The sequence below is a fragment of the Bradyrhizobium sp. SPXBL-02 genome (assembly GCF_051853065.1).
Taxonomy (GTDB): domain Bacteria; phylum Pseudomonadota; class Alphaproteobacteria; order Rhizobiales; family Xanthobacteraceae; genus Bradyrhizobium.
Genome location: NZ_CP182474.1, coordinates 812,336 through 829,582 on the forward strand (window position 1 = coordinate 812,336; position 17,247 = coordinate 829,582).

Sequence of the window (17,247 nt, forward strand, 5' to 3'; positions counted from 1 at the left end):
GCGCGGGCGTATCGTGACGCCTTCTGCTGGCGAGAGGATCGGAATCGTGGCCGACGACACCAAGACGCATGCATCCCCGAAACGCCTGCCGCTGGCGGAGGAGGGGATCATGGAAACCCTGCTGCTGCCCTTCTCTCCCCGCTTCATCGTGCTGACGATCTGCGCGGTGGTCACCGCGCTCCTGATCGGCATCGGCATCGCCGACCGCAAGATCTTCGACATCCTGCTGATCCCGATCCTGATCTTCGGCGCGCTGACCCTGCTCGGCGTCCGCGATCTCCTGCAGAAGAGCCACGCGGTGCTGCGCAATTATCCGATTTCCGCGCATATCCGCTTCCTGCTCGAAGAGATCCGCCCGGAGATGCGGCAATATTTCTTCGAGAGCGAGAAGGACGGCATGCCGTTCTCGCGCGACACCCGCGCGGTGGTCTATCAGCGCGCCAAGATGGAGCTCGACAAGCGCCCGTTCGGCACCCAGGAGGACGTCTATCGCGAGGGCTACGAGTGGATGCATCACTCGGTCTCGCCGAAGGCGCATGCCACGGAGAAATTCCGTGTCGTGATCGGTGGACCGGATTGCGCAAGGCCCTATTCGGCCTCGGTGTTCAACATCTCGGCGATGAGCTTCGGCGCGCTCAGCCCGAATGCGGTGCGGGCATTGAATGCCGGTGCCAGGCAGGGCGGCTTCGCGCACGACACCGGCGAGGGCGGCGTCAGCCCCTATCACCGCGAGATGGGCGGCGACATCATCTGGGAGATCGGCTCCGGCTATTTCGGCTGCCGTCATCTCGACGGCAGCTTCGATCCCGAAGCGTTCGCGCGCGTCGCCGGCGACGACCAGATCAAGATGGTCGAGCTCAAGATCAGCCAGGGTGCCAAGCCCGGTCATGGCGGCGTGCTGCCGGCCGCCAAGGTCTCCGAGGAGATCTCCAAGATCCGCGGCGTCGCGATGGGCGAGGATTGCATCTCGCCGGCCTCGCATCGCGCCTTCTCCACGCCTGTGGGCATGATGCAGTTCATCGCCGAGATGCGCCGTCTCTCCGGCGGCAAGCCGGCTGGCTTCAAGCTGTGCATCGGCCATCCCTGGGAGTTCCTGGCGATCTGCAAGGCGATGCTTCAGACCGGGATCTATCCGGATTTCATCGTCGTCGACGGCAATGAGGGCGGCACTGGCGCGGCGCCGCTGGAGTTCATGGATCATCTGGGCATGCCGATGCGCGAGGGCGTCAGTTTCGTCCACAATGCGCTGGTCGGCATCAATGCGCGCGACCGCATCAAGATCGGCGCCTCCGGCAAGATCGCCACCGCCTTCGACATGGCGCGGGCGATGGCGATCGGCGCCGACTATTGCAACTCGGCGCGCGGCTTCATGTTCTCGCTCGGCTGCATCCAGTCGTTGAGCTGCCACACCGATCGCTGCCCGACCGGGGTGGCGACGCAGGACCCGACGCGGGCGCGCGCGCTCTACGTGCCGCTCAAGATCGATCGCGTGCACAATTATCACCACGCCACGCTGCACTCGCTGACCGAATTGATCGCTGCGGCCGGCCTCGAACATCCGCAGCAGCTGCGGCCGATCCATTTCAGCCAACGGACGTCGACGACCCAGGTGAAGTCCTTCGCGCAGCTCTATCCGGCGCTGCGTCCGGGCGAACTGCTCGAAGGCACGGAAGACCCACGGTTCCGCGACGCCTGGCAGATGGCGCGCGCCGAGACGTTCCAGCCCGCGCTGTGACATTCCGGCCGCCGCTGCCGCAGGTCAGAGGCGTCAAATTGCCGAGAGCGGAGGGTGGGTTTAACCTCTGGTTCAACTTTGGGTATAGATTTGTCCCATGGACGAGCGACGCGACAAAGCCCGACATCGCGTGCTGAAGGCCGGAACGATCGAGTTCGGCGGCGGCGCGATCGACTGCACCGTCCGCAATCTCTCCGACACCGGCGCCGCACTCGACGTCACCAGCCCCGTCGGCATTCCCGATCATTTCACCCTGTTCGTTCAGGCCGACGGCAGGCATCTGCGCTGCACCGTGGTCTGGCGCAAGGAAAAGCGGATCGGGGTGCGGTTCGGGTGAGGATGTTTCCCTCGCCCCTTGTGGGAGAGGGTGGCTCGCCGCGTAGCGGCGAGACGGGTGAGGGGTATCTCTCCCCGAGTCCAACTTCCATTCGAATTCGCTGAAGCAACCCCTCATCCGGCGCTTCGCGCCACCTTCTCCCGCAAGGGGAGAAGGAAGAGGGCGCGCGCCGTCACCTGCTACCCCGTCTCGACCTCGGTCAACCGGCTGGCCAAGATCTTGTCGATCCGCCGCCCGTCGAGATCGACCACCTCGATGTGCCAGCCGCCGAAATCGAAGGCGTCGCCGACATTGGGCAGCATGCTGAACTGTTGCAGCACGAGGCCTGCGACCGTGTTGTAGCGATGCGGCGGCAGCTCGATGCCGAGCAGCTCGCCGAACTCGTCGACCGGCATCCAGCCGGAGATCAGCAGCGAATCGTCGTCGCGCCTGATGAAGGCCGGCTCGGGCGGTCCCTCCTCGGAATGAAAGGCGCCGACGATCGACTCGAGGATGTCGGCGGCCGTCACCATGCCTTCGAACGCGCCGTATTCGTCGTAGACGAGCCCGACGTGAACGGGCGCCGCTTTCAGGATGGTCAGCACGTCGCGCGCATCTGCCGACACCGGGATGCCGGGCGCCTCGCGCACGAGCGCGCGCAGGTCCGGGTTACGTTCGTTCATGTAGGCGACCAGCAGGTCCTTGGCCTGGAGCACGCCGATCGGCTTGTCGCGGTCGCCGTCGGAGACGGGAAAGCGCGAATGCGGGCTCTTGGCGATGATCTCCTGGACGGCGGCGGGATCGTCGTTCAGGTCGATCTCGTCGACCTCGGTGCGCGGCGTCATAACCGCGCCGACCGGCCGGTCGCCGAGCCGCATCACGCCGGCGATCATCTCCTTCTCGCCGGGCTCGAGCACGCCGGCGCTCTCGGCCTCGCTGACGAGGTGATGGATCTCGTCCTCCGAGACCTTCTCCTCGGCCTTGCCGCCGCGGCCGAGCAGCGCGAGGATCAGCTTGCCGGAGATGTCGAGCAGAAAGACCAGCGGCAGCGATATTTTCGCAAGCGCGTGCATCGCCGGCGCGACCCGCACCGCGATGCTTTCGGGGTCGCGCAGCGCCACCTGCTTCGGCACCAGCTCGCCGACGATCAGGGTGGCGTAGGTAATGAGCGTGACCACGATGCCGACGCCGACGATCTCGGCAATGCCGGGGGACAGACCGAGCTCGAGCAGCCATTGCGTCAGCCGCTGCCCGAGCGTGGCGCCGGAGAACGCGCCGGAGAGCACGCCGACCAGCGTGATGCCGATCTGGACCGTGGACAGGAACTTGCCGGGATCGGCCGCCAGCGTCAGCGCCCGTTCGGCGCCGCGCACGCCCTTGGCCGCGAGCAGCGACAGCCGTGCCGGACGGGACGAGACCACGGCCAGCTCGGACATCGAGAGCAGGCCGTTGATGACGATCAGGACGACGACGATGACGAGTTCGAGCGAAAGCATTGATGTTCCGGAGGTAAGCAAGTGTGACCGGGGCCGGCGCAAGCCATTGATATAGGTATTCGGTGCGGAAGTGCTGGCGATTCTGCGCATTCGTCGGGCAAAGGGAACCGGACAGCGTGCCAAGGGGTCCCGCGACGACCCGACACCCCGCGGAACTACGGATCGTTGCTTAACGAGCCCTTAGTGGCCGGCGGCTAGTTTTCGCGCTTGCAGAAATAATATTCGGGGACCTGAGGATGCGGATCGGGAAGCTTTTCGCGCTGTCGATGCTGACGGTGACGGTGTTTGCAGTCATTCTCGGCGCCGAGGTGCTGATACCGCAGACGCGCATCTTCACGAACCGCTCCGACGCGATCAAGACGGTGGAAGCGTTCGGTGCGATGCTAACGGTGAGCCAGCACGTCGCTGGCCTTCGTGCGCCCTACATCACCCCCATCTTCCAGGAAGGCGCGGCAACGCAGGCGCAGACCGAAGCTGCCGGGAAGGCGGCGAAAGCGGCCGATGCCGGATTCGAGGCCGCAAGGCGCGCGCTCATGGCGGTCGATGACGGCGCCGCGATGATCGAAATCCTGGATCGCGCCGCCCGTCGGCTCAAGGACGTTTACACGGCGGCCGATCGCGCAATGAGCGTTCCCCTTGCGGCGCGCGACAGCGCTGTGGTCAAGGGCTTCCTGCCTGCCGTTGCCGAGGTTATCAGCAACATCGAGCCCATCATGAACCGGCTCGAAGGACAGGTCGTCAATGCCGATTCCTCGCTCGCCGCGCTCTTGAGCCTGGCGCGAACGGCGCAGGATCTGCGCGTTTCGGCCGGCAGCCGCGCCGCCACATTGTCGCCGGCGCTGTCCGCACGCCGCCCCCTGGCGGCGGCCGAATTCGCGCTGATGGATCGCATGCAGGGACGCGTCGAAGCCGACCGTGAGCGCATCGAAGCCGGTATGGAGCAGCTCGGCAATCCGCCCCGGATCGCCACGACGCTGAAGGCCGCGACGGAATCCTATTTTGGAAAAGCAGCCTCGGTCGTGGAGAAGGAGATGCCTGCGGCGAAGAGCGACGGCAAGTACGGCATCACCGCCGACGAGCTGGCGAAGGTCATCGTCCCGGCCATCCAGATGTTCTACGGCGTGCGCGACGCTGCGCTGGCGGAAGCCGCCGAGCGTGCCTCCGCCGCGCGCGACGGCGCGCTGGCGATGCTCGCGCTCGCCGGAATCGCCGTGCTGGCCCTGCTCGGCACGCTCGGTGGCGTGACCATCATGCTGCGCAGGCGCGTGGTGACGCCGCTCGGGCGGATCGCCGACGTGATTGGAGCGCTCGCCGTAGGGCAGCACGAGGTCGAGATTCCCGCGACGGGCCGCAGCGACGAGATCGGCCAGGTTGCCGGCTCGCTCCAGCATTTCAAGGATTCGCTGCTCGCCAAGAAGTCCGCCGACGAGGCGGCCGCGATCGAAGCGGAAGCGAAGCTGAAGCGCAGCCAGCGCATGGATCAGGTCGCGCGTGAGTTCGAAGCCATGATCGGCGACGTCATCAACACCGTCTCGTCGGCATCCTCCGAGCTGGAAGCCTTCGCGGGAACGCTGACGAGCTCGGCTGAGCAATCGGAAAAGGTCACGGCGACCGTCGCTGCCGCCTCCGAGCAGGCCTCCACCAACGTACAGACCGTTGCCGCCGCGGCCGAGGAGATGGCCTCGTCGGTCGACGAGATCAGCCGCCAGGTTCAGGACTCCGCGCGCATCGCCGGCGAGGCCGTGCAGCAGGCGGGGCGGACCAACGAGCATGTCGGCGAGCTCGCCAGGGCCGCAGGCCGGATCGGCGACGTCGTCGAGCTCATCAGCCAGATCGCGGGCCAGACCAATCTTCTGGCGCTCAATGCCACCATCGAGGCGGCGCGCGCCGGCGAGGCCGGTCGCGGCTTTGCCGTCGTCGCCTCCGAGGTCAAGGCGCTGGCCGAGCAGACCGCCAAGGCCACCGGCGACATCAGCCAGCAGATCGCAGGGATCCAGGCCGCCACCGAAGACTCCGTCGGCGCCATCAAGTCGATCGGCGACACCATCTCCCGCATGTCCGAGATCGCGTCCGCCATCGCCGCGGCGGTCGAGGAGCAGGGCGCGGCGACGCGCGAGATCTCACGCAACGTGCAGCAGGCCGCGCGCGGCACCCAGCAGGTCTCGGCCAGCATCGTCGACGTGCAGCGCGGCGCGAGCCAAACCGGATCGGCCTCCTCCAACGTGCTCGCATCGGCAAGGTCGCTCTCGGGCGAAAGCAGCCGGCTCAAGACCGAGGTCGGAAAATTCCTCGACGCGATCCGCGCGGCATAACAAGGTCATTGTGCAAAGAGGCCGCTTCACCTAAACTTGCATCCTGGGGATGTCGCAGCCTCCCCGTGAAGTGGTGATCCCACGCAAGCGCTGCTCGCTGATCTATGGAGCGAGCAATGGACGGGATCGCAATCGAGCTTCCGCTTTTTCTGTTGGCCACCTTCGCCGGCGCGTTCGTCGCCGGCCTCTCCGGGTTCGCCTTCGGCCTGGTCGCGGCATCGTTGTGGCTTTACGTGCTGACGCCACTTCAGAGTGCCAGCCTGATCGTCGGCTTCGGCCTTCTGGTGCAGGGCTATTCGGTCTGGAAGTTGCGCAGCGCGCTCGACTGGCACCGGCTGTGGCCCTTCATCGTCGGTGCAGTCATCGGTGTGCCGGCCGGGGTGTCGCTCCTGACCTGGGCCGATCCGAAGAGTGTTCGCATCGCGGTCGGAGCTGTCCTGATCGCCTACAGCCTCTATGCATTCTTCCGGCCGCAGCTCAAACTCGCGGTCGTCGTGCCGCCGGCCGCTGACATGACGGTCGGCTTCGTCAACGGCCTGCTTGGCGGGCTGACGGGCCTTGCCGGCATCGTCGTCACCATCTGGTGTAATTTGCGCGGCCTGCCCAAGGACGCGCAGCGTGCCACGTTCCAGCCGGTCGCCGTCGTGGTATTCGCCATGGCGGCGTTCTGGCTCGGTGCCAACGGATCGCTCACATCAGACACGGCGAAGCTGTTCGCGCTCGGCGTGCCGTTTCTGTTCGCCGGCACCTGGCTCGGGCTGAAACTGTTCGGCCGGATCGACGAGGCCGCGTTCCGCAAGATCGTGCTGGCGCTGCTGTTCGTCTCGGGTGTTGCACTCCTGTTCTGAGCCGCAGCTCAGAACTCCCCGTGCAGCCGGCCCGAAAACACCGACACCGGTCCGCGGTCGGCGTTGTAGGCCGGGTTGACGATGAGCTGATAGTCGGCGGTGAGGGTGATGTTCTTGTTCACCGCATAGGCGTAGTAGGTTTCGAGGATGCGTTCCTTGCGGTAGTTCAGCGCGCCGTCGCCGACGAGGACACCGAGGCCGCCGGCGGCAAGGAAGTCGCGATAATCCTGCGAGATCGCGTTGATCGCGCCGCCGACGCCGATCACGTCGTCCGGCCGGCCCCATCTCGTGCCCTTGATCGACAAGCCCGCGGACAGGCTGCGATGAATGTCGGTGAAGGCCAGCGTTTCGAACCGACCGTCGTTCCAGCTCCAGCGGCCGAACAGCCCGACATCGTCGGTGATCGCCTGCTCGAGATTGAGCACATAGCCGTACTTCAGGCGTCCGCGCCGGGTCTGCGCGATGTCGAGATTGAGCGCGGGATTGTTCAGTGTCTCGCGGAAGCTGCCCATATTGGCGCTGTCGAGCCAGCCGATGGTCCTGAGCTTGCCGGGCTGGCCGAGCAGCGAGAAGCGCGTCTCGAGCTCGAGCACGTACTGGCCGCGCTCGCCGACCCTGGTGTCGAAATGATTCGAATTGGATTCCGACACCATCAGGAAATAGCCGCCGCGCAGCGCCCATTGCTTCTGGTTGAGTTCGGCCGTGACGCCGTAGGTGAGACCGACCTTGTCGGCGGAATAGTCGAAGGCGCCGGGCGCCCAGAGCGACCAGTTCATGAAATCCCTGCGGGTGTCCTTGGCATAGGCATTGCCGTCGAACACGTCGACCACGGGGAACTTGCCGGCCTGCAAGGTGAGGCGCGACACGTCGACCTTCTGTCCCAGCTGCAGCTGGCTGCTCGCCAGCTCTTCCTGCTCGCCGCCGAAGCCGAAGGTTTGGCGCACGAACAGGCGCGAGGTGTTGTAGTGCGGGTAGGGGAAGTTCGATTTCTGCGCTTCGCCGTTCGGGAAGCCGGCCGCACCGACCGTGTCGTTGAGCCCAAATCCCTGCAGCAGCTCGGGATTGTAATAGACCTCGCCGCCGTCCCACAGCCGCGCGTTCAGGAACAGGCTGTTGCTCCACGTCGCCTTGGCCTGTCGCGACGGCGACAGCGAGTTCGGTCCGGTATAGAGCGCGGGGAACGATGGATAGCCTTGCGGCAGATAGGTGCTCTGGCCGTGGATCTCCCAGCGATCCGATTCCGTGTCGATCAGCGAGCTCTTCGGGTTATAGCCCGGCATGCCGGGCCAATCGACCTTGCGGTTGAGGCCGAGCCTGACCTGCTGGAAGTCGAGCGACGAGGACGTGTATTGCGCGCCCGTGGAGAAGGCGACGTTGGCACTATCGAAGCGGCTGTAGAGATATTCGAGCCGCGCGCTCCAATGCGGCGCGAAACCGTATTCGACGCCGGCGCCTGCGACCCAGCCAGGACGTGTGTTCAGGATCTTCGGGATTTCGGCGCCGGAGGCCGGCGCGTCGAAATAGCGCTCGCCCATCCAGGCAAAGCCGCCGGTGGCATAGACGAGCCACGGACCGCTGGTGTAGCCGACGCGCCCGCGCAGGCTCGCGGTGTAGTCCCATTGCTGCGTGACGGTGTTGGCGGGCGTCGCCAGGAACGAGACGATCGAGTTCGACGTGATGTAGTTGGGAAACGTAAAATCGCCTTCGACGCCGACCAGCCAGCCGGAGTTGAGGCGGTAATTGTAGCCCGCCTGCACGCCGCCGATCATGCCGCTGAAGACGCCGCTGTCGCTGAGTGCGGTGCCGTCGTTCAGTGCAAAATGCGACGAGCCGCGGCCGTAGCCGGCATGCGCGCCGATATAGAGGCCGGTCCAGTCATAGACCGCTCTCAAGGCCGGCGCCTTCAGCGGCAGATCGGCCGCGCGGCCGGCAGTCGGAAAAGCCAGCACGCCCGTGGCAATCGCCGCGGCCGTTCGCAAGCACCGATGTCTGTGACCTCTCAACGCCAAAACGCACGCCCCCAAACGCGAATCTGTTCCACCCGCCGCAATATCCCTGACGGGTCGCGACGATTCTGTCACCAAGCCTCGGCGATTGAGGCGACCGGCCGAGATGATCTCGATTCGTCGCGACTTCGTCCCAAGTTCCTGAACCTGCGGCAAACCTTATTGCGATTAATTCGCAATAGCAACTGATGCGCATCGCCGCAGAGAAGAGTTCGCACCGCTGTGTGACGCGGCTGCAACAAATTCGCCGGGCTCAAAACGAATGACCCCGCCCGGGGGGACGCCGGGCGGGGTCGGGGGCACGACACGGGGTGGATGAGGCGCCCGTGTCGGACGCAGGATCCACGTGGAGATCGGCCTCAGGTACTCAGATCAGTAGCAGGTGCGAACGCGGCCGACGTACTGGCCGAAGGCGTTGTACTGCGCGACCCAGCCGCAGCGGTGATAGCCGTGGTAATAGGGATCGTTGCTGGCGGCGATCGCGGAGCCGACGACGGCGGCGGTGGCGATGCCGGCACCGACACCCCAGACCCAGCCGGGCTGCTTGGCTTCGGCCGAGGTGGTGGTGGACGCGATGCTGCCGGTGACGGCGAGAGCAGCGAGAGCTGCGGCGGCAATCTTGGTCTTGATCGACATGTGAAACTCCATCCGGGTTGAGGCGGTCCGTTGTGGCCCGCGTGCCCAGTTGGACGGAGGCATGCCGTGTCCGGTTCGAAAGCGCATCTGGCGCTGCCGGAATCCGGTCATTTCCCGAATGGTTTCAGGTGGATGCAGGCTAGCCGAGCGGCCCCTTGGCGAGCCTGTTCACGTCGAAGTTATCGACCTCTCCCAGCAGCTCGCAAAAGGCGCGCGCGCCTTGATCGAGCAACTGCTCGCCCTTCGTTGGCTCAGCCAGCGTCGCGTTGCCGACTGCGCCGCTGGCGTTGAGATCCTGCGCCTGCCAGGCGAACGGCGCCGGCCGCTGCGTCGACAGCCAGCGATATTGCTGCTCCATCGCGATGCTGCTCGCGGGAAAATCAGCGATCGCATCCTTGCGCACCTGATCACGATAGCGCGCCAGCATGATCGAGGTCTCGACCGCGCCGCCGTGAATGCCGTGGCGCACTTCATCGGCCGGGAACAATGTGTCCGCGCCCGAGAGCCGCGACCACGACGTCGTCACCACGAAGAGCTTTTGATACGCGCGAAGGTCCTGCGCGACCAGCATCATGGCCGCGCTATTGCCGCCATGGCTGGTGACGATGACGAGCTTTCTCACGCCGCGGCGTGCAACCTCCTCGCCGATCCCAGTCCATTTCTTCAGCGCCATTTCGGTCGGCAGCGTCTGCGTGCCCGGATAGTCGATATGCTCGGTGGAAATCCCGACCCGTTCGACCGGGAGGAAGCTCGCCGCAACGCTCGCGGACAACAGCTCGCGCACACGTGCCAGATAGGCGTCCGCGATCAGCACGTCCGTTGTCAGTGGCAGATGCGGGCCGTGCTGCTCGGTTGCCGCCAGCGGCAGCACCGCGATCCAGCGCGACACCTCGCCCGGGCTCGCATGAGCCCAGTCGATGTCGATCCAGTCGCGGGAGGGCGTCATCGAGGTTTCCTTGCCCGAATTTGTCACGTAATTTGCGCTATGAGGGGATGCGGGCCCGGCCGGCTCGCATCCCCTGATGTCATGCGGTTTTATCGCGTTGCATTCACTTGAACCAGAGACGATTGGACCAGCCAGGGTCGACGGAGTGCCATCATGCCCCCCTTTCATCTGCGGCGAGCGTTAATTGCAGGCTTGTTGGCCGCTGTCGCCTCCTTCGCGCCGGCGCGCGCCCAAACGCTCGACAAGGTCACCTTCGGCACCAACTGGGTCGCCGAGGCCGAGCATGGCGGCTTCTTCCAGGCGGTCGCCGACGGCACCTACAAGAAATACGGTCTCGACGTCACCATCGTCCCCGGCGGTCCCAACGAGAACAACCGGATGCTGCTGATTGCCGGCAAGATCGATTTCTTCATGGCCGCGAACACGCTGATGTCGTTCGACGCGGTCGCCAACAACGTTCCCGTCGTCAGCATCGCCGCGGTGTTCCAGAAGGATCCGCAGGTGATGCTGACGCAGCCCGACGCCAAGGTCGCCAAGATCGAGGATCTCAAGCCGCTGACGCTGTTCGTCTCCAAGGAAGGCATGACCAGCTATTTCCAGTGGCTGAAGTCCGAATACGGCTTCAGCGAGAAGAACGTCCGGCCCTATAATTTCAATCCGCAGCCCTTCATCGCCAATCCCAAGAGCGCCATGCAGGGTTACGTCACCTCCGAGCCCTTCGCGGTCGAGAAGGCCGCCGGCTTCAAGCCCAACGTGCTGCTGCTCGCCGATTACGGCTTCAACACCTATTCGACCCTGATCGAGACCCGCCGTGAGATCGTCGAGAAGAAGCCCGACTTCGTGCAGCGCTTCGTCGATGCCTCCATGATCGGCTGGTACAATTACATCTACCGCGACAATTCCGCCGGCAATGCCCTGATCAAGCAGCTCAACCCGGAGATGACCGACGATCTCTTGGCCTATTCCGTCGCCAAGATGAAAGAGCACGGCATCGTCGATTCCGGCGACAGCTTGAAGAACGGCATCGGTGCGATGAGCGACGAGCGCTATGCCTCCTTCTTCAACAAGATGGTCAAGGCCGGCGTCGTGAAGGCGGATCTCGACTTCCGCAAATCCTATACGCTGCGCTTCGTCAACAAGGGCGTCGGCGTCGAGCTGCGCCCGAACAAGCAGTAGATGCTGAGATCAGGCACGACGGTGCGGCTGGGGCCCACCTCTCCCGAAGGGAGAGGTCGCATCGCATCGTCAGATGCGGTGCGGGTGAGGGGTTACGCTCTCTCGTGGGACCTGAGGCCCCTCACCCGGCGCTGCGCGCCGACCTCTCCCCGTTGGGGAGAGGTGAAAGACGCGGCGCGACCGAGCCTCACAAAGACCAGCGATCGATGGTAGCGAGCTCAACGCCACCCGCCGTCGAGCCCAGTCTGACCGCTCTCGCCGTCAGCCTGCGCGGCGTGACCAAAACTTACGACAACGGCGTGATGGCGCTCGGCCCGCTCGATCTTGCTGTTCGCAAGGGCGAGTTCATCTCGCTGCTGGGCCCGTCCGGCTGCGGCAAATCGACGGTGTTGCGGCTGATCGCCGAGCTCAGCGCGCCGTCGTCGGGCACGGTGCGGGTGGCACGGCACGAGGGCGTGCCGCAGCCGGGTCACGGCATCGGCTTCGTGTTCCAGGAGCCCACCCTGATGCCCTGGGCCAACGTCCGTGAGAACGTGCGGCTGCCGCTGAAGCTCGGCGGCGTGCCGAAGGCGGAAGGGCGCGCGCGTGCCGACGCGGCACTGGCGAGTGTCGGCCTTGCCGATTTCGCCGAGGCCTTTCCGCGCGAGCTCTCCGGCGGCATGAAGATGCGGGTGTCGCTGGCGCGCGCGCTCGTCACCGATCCCGATATCCTCCTGATGGACGAGCCGTTCGCCGCGCTCGACGAGATCACGCGTTTCCGCCTCAACAACGATCTGCTGGCGCTGTGGCGGTCCCTGCGCAAGACCGTCATCTTCGTCACCCATTCGGTGTTCGAATCCGTCTATCTGTCGCAGCGCGTCGTGGTCATGACGTCGCGGCCCGGCCGCATCCAGGCCGACATCCGTATCGAGACGGTCGAGCCGAGGGCTGAGGAGTTTCGCACCTCGGCGGCCTATTCCGACTATTGCCGACGCGTGTCCGCCGCGCTGGCGCCGTCCTATTCGGAGCAGTCGACGCTATGAGCGCGCAAGCTCCCGTGCCGGCAAAATCCTCTGGCGCGCAACGCGCGATGCGCTTCGTGCTGCCGGTCATCGTCTTCGCGGCCGGCCTCCTTGCCTGGGAACTCGTGGTCCGCATCAAGGAGATCCCGCCTTACGTGCTGCCGGCGCCCTCGGTCATCGTGCTGACACTGATCAAGGACTGGGCGGTGCTGTCACAATCGCTGGCGACCACGCTTGCAACCACGCTCGAAGGTTTTGTCACCGCCAGCATCGGCGGCATCGCGCTGGCGCTGCTGTTCAACCAGTCGAAATGGGTGGAATATTCGCTGTTCCCCTATGCCATCGTGCTCCAGGTGACGCCTGTGATCGCGATCGCGCCGCTCTTGCTGATCTATCTGGAGCAGCAGACCGCGGTGGTCGTCTGCGCCTTCATCGTCGCTTTCTTCCCGGTGCTGTCGAACACCACGCTCGGGCTGAACTCGGTGGACCGCAATTTGGCCGGGTTGTTCCAGCTCTATGGCGCATCGAAGCCGCAAACCCTGCGCTTCCTCAAGCTGCCGGCGGCGCTGCCCTATATCCTCGGCGGCCTGCGCATCGCCGGCGGCCTGTCGCTGATCGGCGCCGTCGTGGCCGAGATCGCGGCCGGAACGGCCGGCGCCGGCTCGGGGCTCGCCTACAGGATCGCCGAATCCGGCTATCGCTTGAACATACCCCGCATGTTTGCAGCGCTGCTTCTGTTGTCGCTGGCCGGGATTGTCATCTATGGGGTGCTGGCGCTAGTTTCCCACCTCGTTTTACGGCGCTGGCATGAAAGCGCGCTTGGAAAGGAAAACTGATGGCTGCCGGTTCGATTTCGTCCGAAAAGATCGACCTTCTGATCTATGGGCCGGTGCGGCCGATCCTCGAGAACGGCTTTTCCGATCATTTCGTCGTGCACAAGGCGGAGACGCGCGGCGATCTCGAGCGGCTGACGCCGGCGGTCCGCGACAGGATCCGCGGCGTCGCGGTGACCTACCATACCGTGCGCGCGGACAAGGATTCGCTGTCGCAGCTGCCGAAGCTGGAAATGGTGGCGAGCTTCGGTGTCGGCTACGACCACATCGACGCCAAATATGCCGCCGAGCACAACATCGTCGTCACCAACACGCCCGACGTCTTGACCGAGGAGGTCGCCGACGTCGCGATGGGCCTTCTGATCTCGACCTTGCGCGAGTTCATCAAGGCCGACCGCTATGTCCGCTCCGGGCTGTGGCAGACCCAGAACTATCCGCTCAGCGTCGGCTCGCTGCGCGACCGCAAGGTCGGCATCGTCGGCATGGGCCGGATCGGCCAGGCCATCGCGCGCCGGCTCGACGCCTCGCTGGTGCCGGTGGTCTACCACTCGCGCAACCCCTCCAAGGAGGTCGCCTACAAGCACTACCCTGATTTGATCGAGATGGCGAAAGCTGTCGACACGCTCGTTGTGATCGTGCCGGGCGGTGCCTCGACCGAAAAGATGATCAATGCCGAAGTGCTGAAGGCGCTCGGCCCGCGCGGCGTGCTGGTCAACGTCGCGCGCGGCTCGGTGGTCGACGAGCCCGCGCTGATCCAGGCGCTGAAATCCGGCACCATTCTCGCCGCCGGCCTCGACGTGTTCGCGGCCGAGCCGAACGTGCCCGACGAGCTCAAGACCATGCAGAACGTCGTGCTGCTGCCGCATATCGGCTCGGCCTCGGTGGTGACGCGCAACGCCATGGACCAGCTCGTGGTCGACAATCTCAAGTCCTGGTTCGCCGGCAAGGCGCCGCTGACGCCGGTTGCGGAAACGCCGGTCAAGGGGCGCTGATGATCGCACGTCGCCTTCTCGCATTTGCCATCGCGGCCTTTCTGGCCGCGACCGGCATCGCGCGTGCGCAGGATGCGACGAGCCTGAAGAAGCAGATGCCCGGACAGTGGGAGCTCTCGACCACCGAGCGCAGCAAGACCTGCGTCGTCACACTGAGAGGTGACGCCGCAGGCCAGGGCTACAAGCTGGAGCTGGAGCCGGCCTGCAAGACCGCGCTGCCCTTCACCAAGGACATCGTCGCCTGGAGCGTGAAGGGCCTCGACATCGTGCGCCTGCAGGATGCGACCGGCGAAGCCGTGATCGATTTCACCGAGGTCGAGGCCGGCATCTTCGAAGGCCTGCGCCAGGGCGAGGGCGTCTACATCCTGCAGGACCTCGCCGCCGCGCGCTCGATGGCGAAGTCGATGGACCAGATGATCGGCGACTGGTCGATGGTGCGCGGCAACGGCCAGCCGATCTGCGGGCTGACGCTGACCAACACCGAAGCGGGCCCGGACAATTTCCAGGTCTTCCTCAAGCCGAGATGCGACGCCACGATCGCGCAGTTCAACCCGACGCAATGGCGACTCGAGCGCGGCCAGATCATCCTGATGTCCAAATCAGGCGACGCCTGGCAGTTCGAGGCCGACGACAACGCCCAGTGGCGCCGTGTCCCCGACACCGCCGATCCCCTGATCATGTTGCGCCAGTAGGCGGGGCCAAGCCGCGGGCTCGATAACCTCTCCCGCTTGCAAGCGGGAGGGGTCGGCGCGTTCCGGGCGATGCGAAGCATCGTCCCGCGCGCCGGGTGAGGGCTTTCTCCTCTTGGGGATTCTCGATTGTCGAGACACCCTCTCCCCAACCCTCCCCCGCAAGCGGGGGAGGGAGCGCACCTGCTCCTGGAGTAGCATCCCAAGTCCGATCTCCCTGGGTCCTCACGTGGTCACCTTCGGCGGCGGCGCGGTGCCTTGCGCCCATTTCTCCATCTTGCCGAGCACGCCCCAGACGGCGAGCGCGAGCGAGATCGGCATTGCGAACTGGCCAAGGCCGGGCACGGCCGACACGATGGTTCCGAGCAGCCCGGCAAGGCCTCCCGCATTCGGGCTTGCCGTCACCGAGGAGAGCAGGGCGGTGATCAGCGAGCCGCCGATGCCGAGCGCGGTCTTCTTGCCGTCGAGCAGCTTGCCGATGGTCTCGCCGAGTGCGCCATTGACCTGGCCGAGCATCGGCTTGCCGCCGCCGTTGTTGAGCAGGGTGCTGAGCAAATCGACGACCTGTTTCAGCTGATCGACGGGGGCGGGGCTCATCGGGGCGACGGGTCCGGGCATGGGCGCTGTCTTGTTGATGAGGGAGAACAGCCGTTCGAACAGGCTGACGGGATCGTTGGTGGCAGGCAATGTGTTGCTCGGCACGATCGCTGGCAGCGTCCCGCCGCTTGACGGCGGTCGCAGCACTTGTGTGAGATCTTCCAGCCGCTTCAGGATCTGCGAGAGGTCGCCGTTCTGCCCGGCCGGGCCTGGCTGCTGCATCCCGCGCGTGATGGCGGCGACCGTGGCGGCGTCGAGCAATCCGGTATCCCTCAGGCCGTTCTGCTGCTGAAACAGCGAGACGGCGGCCCTGGTCTTCGGTCCGCTGATGCCGTCCTCGACGAGCGGCGGATTGGCGCCGAGCTTGTTCAGCGCCTGCTGCATCAGCATGACCGTCGAAGCCACCTCATCCTCGGGCTCGGTGCGACCGGCGAATTGCGGGCCGTCGTCGAGCGCGATCGACGAATCCAGCGCCATCATCGCATGCAGGATCACCGCCGTGCCGAGCTGGGCATCGACGTGACCGGGATCGAACACATGGTCGCGGACGAATTTTCCGGCTCTTGCTTCCGGCGGGCCGTACAGGGTCGAGCCGCCATAGAGATAGGGCGAATTGACGCCCTTGGAATGATACCCGAAGCCGTTGAACGCCTCGAGCCGGAACAGCATCCGCGCGATGCCCCAATCCCGCGCACCGATGAAGTTCTCGATTCTGAACGCGTCCACGGCGCCGTCCACGAAGGTAGCGAACGGGCCGCGCCCCTTCGGAACGATCGTCGTCGGGCGATGAAGCGTTTCGCCGTTGCCCAGATAGGTGTCGAAATCGAAGTTGGATTCGCGGTAATGGCAGAGCGCGGTGAAGTACCAGGGCACGCCGGTCAGCCGCTCGATCTGCTGATAGGTCGCCTTGCCGTTGAGCGCCTTGCGGGCGATGGCATTCGCCTCGGCGAGGCGTCCGGGCCGGATTTCGAGACCGGCCCAATTCCGCTCGTATTCGTTCTTGAAACTCTCGAATGAAATCATCTTCCGCTCCCGCAAATTGATTGAATGATCGACTTGCCGTGCAAACCAAGGTGAGCCAGGTGTCGTGATCGGTGCCTGGCTCCAGCGTGATCTGTCGAAAGTCTGGCAGGTCGCCGGCGCGGCGCATGTGAAATGGCTTACAGCTTGGGCGGGAAATCTCGGTAGAACCAGGGCGAGGCCTCCACCGCTCCGGGAACCGGCCGGCGATCCCTCCGTTAGCAAGACGAGACGGTCCGGCAAGGAGTGTTCTGCATGGCCAAGCGCGTCCTCGCGATCGGCATCGAACCCGGCAATGCCGACTACAGCGCATTCCCGCAGCTGACGCCGGAGCTCGTGCGCGACTACATCGAGGCGCAGCTGTTGCGCCTGCGCGATCTCGGCTTCGAGGTCACGAGCTGCCTGATCGATCTCGATGTCACAGCCGAAGCCGGCGTGGTGGCGGCGCTGCGCGATGAGCGCTTCGACTGCATCGTCATCGGCGCCGGCCTGCGCGAGCCGAAGGAGCGCCTGCTCTTGTTCGAGAAGGTGCTCAACCTCGTTCACCGCCTGGCGCCCGATGCCGCGATCTGCTTCAACACCACGCCTGCCGACACCGCCGAGGCGGTGCAGCGCTGGGTGGAGCCCTGACGGGACCGCCCGGG

General features: G+C 65.3%; 15 protein-coding genes. 10 read left to right on the plus strand and 5 right to left on the minus strand.

Translation table 11 applies throughout. The features are described from left to right. Positions 1-109 precede the first annotated feature (109 nt). Complete coding sequence (locus ACNJYD_RS03800) at positions 110-1,735, plus strand: FMN-binding glutamate synthase family protein (RefSeq protein WP_246571920.1); 1,626 nt, start codon at positions 110-112, stop codon at positions 1,733-1,735. Between the two features lie 97 nt (positions 1,736-1,832). Further along, positions 1,833-2,072: a PilZ domain-containing protein gene (locus ACNJYD_RS03805; RefSeq protein WP_172786626.1), complete on the plus strand. Its 240-nt coding sequence runs from the start codon at positions 1,833-1,835 to the stop codon at positions 2,070-2,072. Positions 2,073-2,251: 179 nt separating this feature from the next. On the opposite strand, the gene ACNJYD_RS03810 is transcribed toward ACNJYD_RS03805, so the two are convergent. Continuing rightward, a complete protein-coding gene (locus ACNJYD_RS03810) occupies positions 2,252-3,547 on the minus strand; it encodes a hemolysin family protein (RefSeq protein WP_439365405.1) in 1,296 nt (431 codons plus the stop codon). A 236-nt stretch (positions 3,548-3,783) separates the two neighbouring features. Here ACNJYD_RS03810 and ACNJYD_RS03815 point away from each other — a divergent pair, with 236 nt between their 5' ends. Continuing rightward, positions 3,784-5,859: a methyl-accepting chemotaxis protein gene (locus tag ACNJYD_RS03815; protein ID WP_439365406.1), complete on the plus strand. Its 2,076-nt coding sequence runs from the start codon at positions 3,784-3,786 to the stop codon at positions 5,857-5,859. Between the two features lie 116 nt (positions 5,860-5,975). After that, a complete protein-coding gene (locus tag ACNJYD_RS03820) occupies positions 5,976-6,707 on the plus strand; it encodes a sulfite exporter TauE/SafE family protein (protein WP_212259412.1) in 732 nt (243 codons plus the stop codon). An 8-nt stretch (positions 6,708-6,715) separates the two neighbouring features. Here ACNJYD_RS03820 and ACNJYD_RS03825 read toward each other — a convergent pair whose 3' ends face one another. From ACNJYD_RS03825 to ACNJYD_RS03835, 3 genes are all read right to left on the minus strand, one after another. Beyond that, entirely contained in the window at positions 6,716-8,686 is a 1,971-nt protein-coding gene (locus ACNJYD_RS03825) for a carbohydrate porin (RefSeq protein ID WP_172786630.1), read from the minus strand. 399 nt (positions 8,687-9,085) lie between these two features. After that, positions 9,086-9,349: a hypothetical protein gene (locus tag ACNJYD_RS03830; RefSeq protein ID WP_036045494.1), complete on the minus strand. Its 264-nt coding sequence runs from the start codon at positions 9,347-9,349 to the stop codon at positions 9,086-9,088. 139 nt (positions 9,350-9,488) lie between these two features. Continuing rightward, positions 9,489-10,295, minus strand: coding sequence for a creatininase family protein (locus tag ACNJYD_RS03835; protein ID WP_439365409.1), 807 nt, complete (start codon positions 10,293-10,295; stop codon positions 9,489-9,491). Positions 10,296-10,448: 153 nt separating this feature from the next. Here ACNJYD_RS03835 and ACNJYD_RS03840 point away from each other — a divergent pair, with 153 nt between their 5' ends. The 5 genes from ACNJYD_RS03840 (at position 10,449) to ACNJYD_RS03860 (ending at position 14,989) form a co-directional block, all read left to right on the plus strand. Further along, positions 10,449-11,471, plus strand: coding sequence for an ABC transporter substrate-binding protein (locus tag ACNJYD_RS03840; protein ID WP_439365410.1), 1,023 nt, complete (start codon positions 10,449-10,451; stop codon positions 11,469-11,471). A 206-nt stretch (positions 11,472-11,677) separates the two neighbouring features. After that, positions 11,678-12,493 (plus strand): ABC transporter ATP-binding protein, encoded by an 816-nt coding sequence (locus ACNJYD_RS03845; protein WP_439365412.1) that lies wholly within the window; start codon positions 11,678-11,680, stop codon positions 12,491-12,493. Continuing rightward, positions 12,490-13,308 carry an ABC transporter permease gene (locus ACNJYD_RS03850; RefSeq protein ID WP_439365414.1) on the plus strand — a complete coding sequence of 273 codons (819 nt, stop codon included), beginning with the start codon at positions 12,490-12,492 and terminating at the stop codon, positions 13,306-13,308. Before ACNJYD_RS03845 ends, ACNJYD_RS03850 begins: the two co-directional genes overlap by 4 nt. Beyond that, positions 13,308-14,297, plus strand: coding sequence for a 2-hydroxyacid dehydrogenase (locus tag ACNJYD_RS03855; protein ID WP_439365415.1), 990 nt, complete (start codon positions 13,308-13,310; stop codon positions 14,295-14,297). The genes ACNJYD_RS03850 and ACNJYD_RS03855 overlap by 1 nt, the downstream gene beginning before the upstream one ends. Further along, on the plus strand, positions 14,297-14,989 hold the full coding sequence (locus tag ACNJYD_RS03860; protein ID WP_439365417.1) for an AprI/Inh family metalloprotease inhibitor: 693 nt from the start codon (positions 14,297-14,299) through the stop codon (positions 14,987-14,989). The genes ACNJYD_RS03855 and ACNJYD_RS03860 overlap by 1 nt, the downstream gene beginning before the upstream one ends. 222 nt (positions 14,990-15,211) lie before the next feature. Here ACNJYD_RS03860 and ACNJYD_RS03865 read toward each other — a convergent pair whose 3' ends face one another. After that, positions 15,212-16,606: a peptidoglycan-binding protein gene (locus tag ACNJYD_RS03865; RefSeq protein ID WP_439365418.1), complete on the minus strand. Its 1,395-nt coding sequence runs from the start codon at positions 16,604-16,606 to the stop codon at positions 15,212-15,214. Positions 16,607-16,858: 252 nt separating this feature from the next. Here ACNJYD_RS03865 and ACNJYD_RS03870 point away from each other — a divergent pair, with 252 nt between their 5' ends. Then, positions 16,859-17,233 (plus strand): hypothetical protein, encoded by a 375-nt coding sequence (locus ACNJYD_RS03870; protein ID WP_172786638.1) that lies wholly within the window; start codon positions 16,859-16,861, stop codon positions 17,231-17,233. Positions 17,234-17,247: the final 14 nt, after the last annotated feature.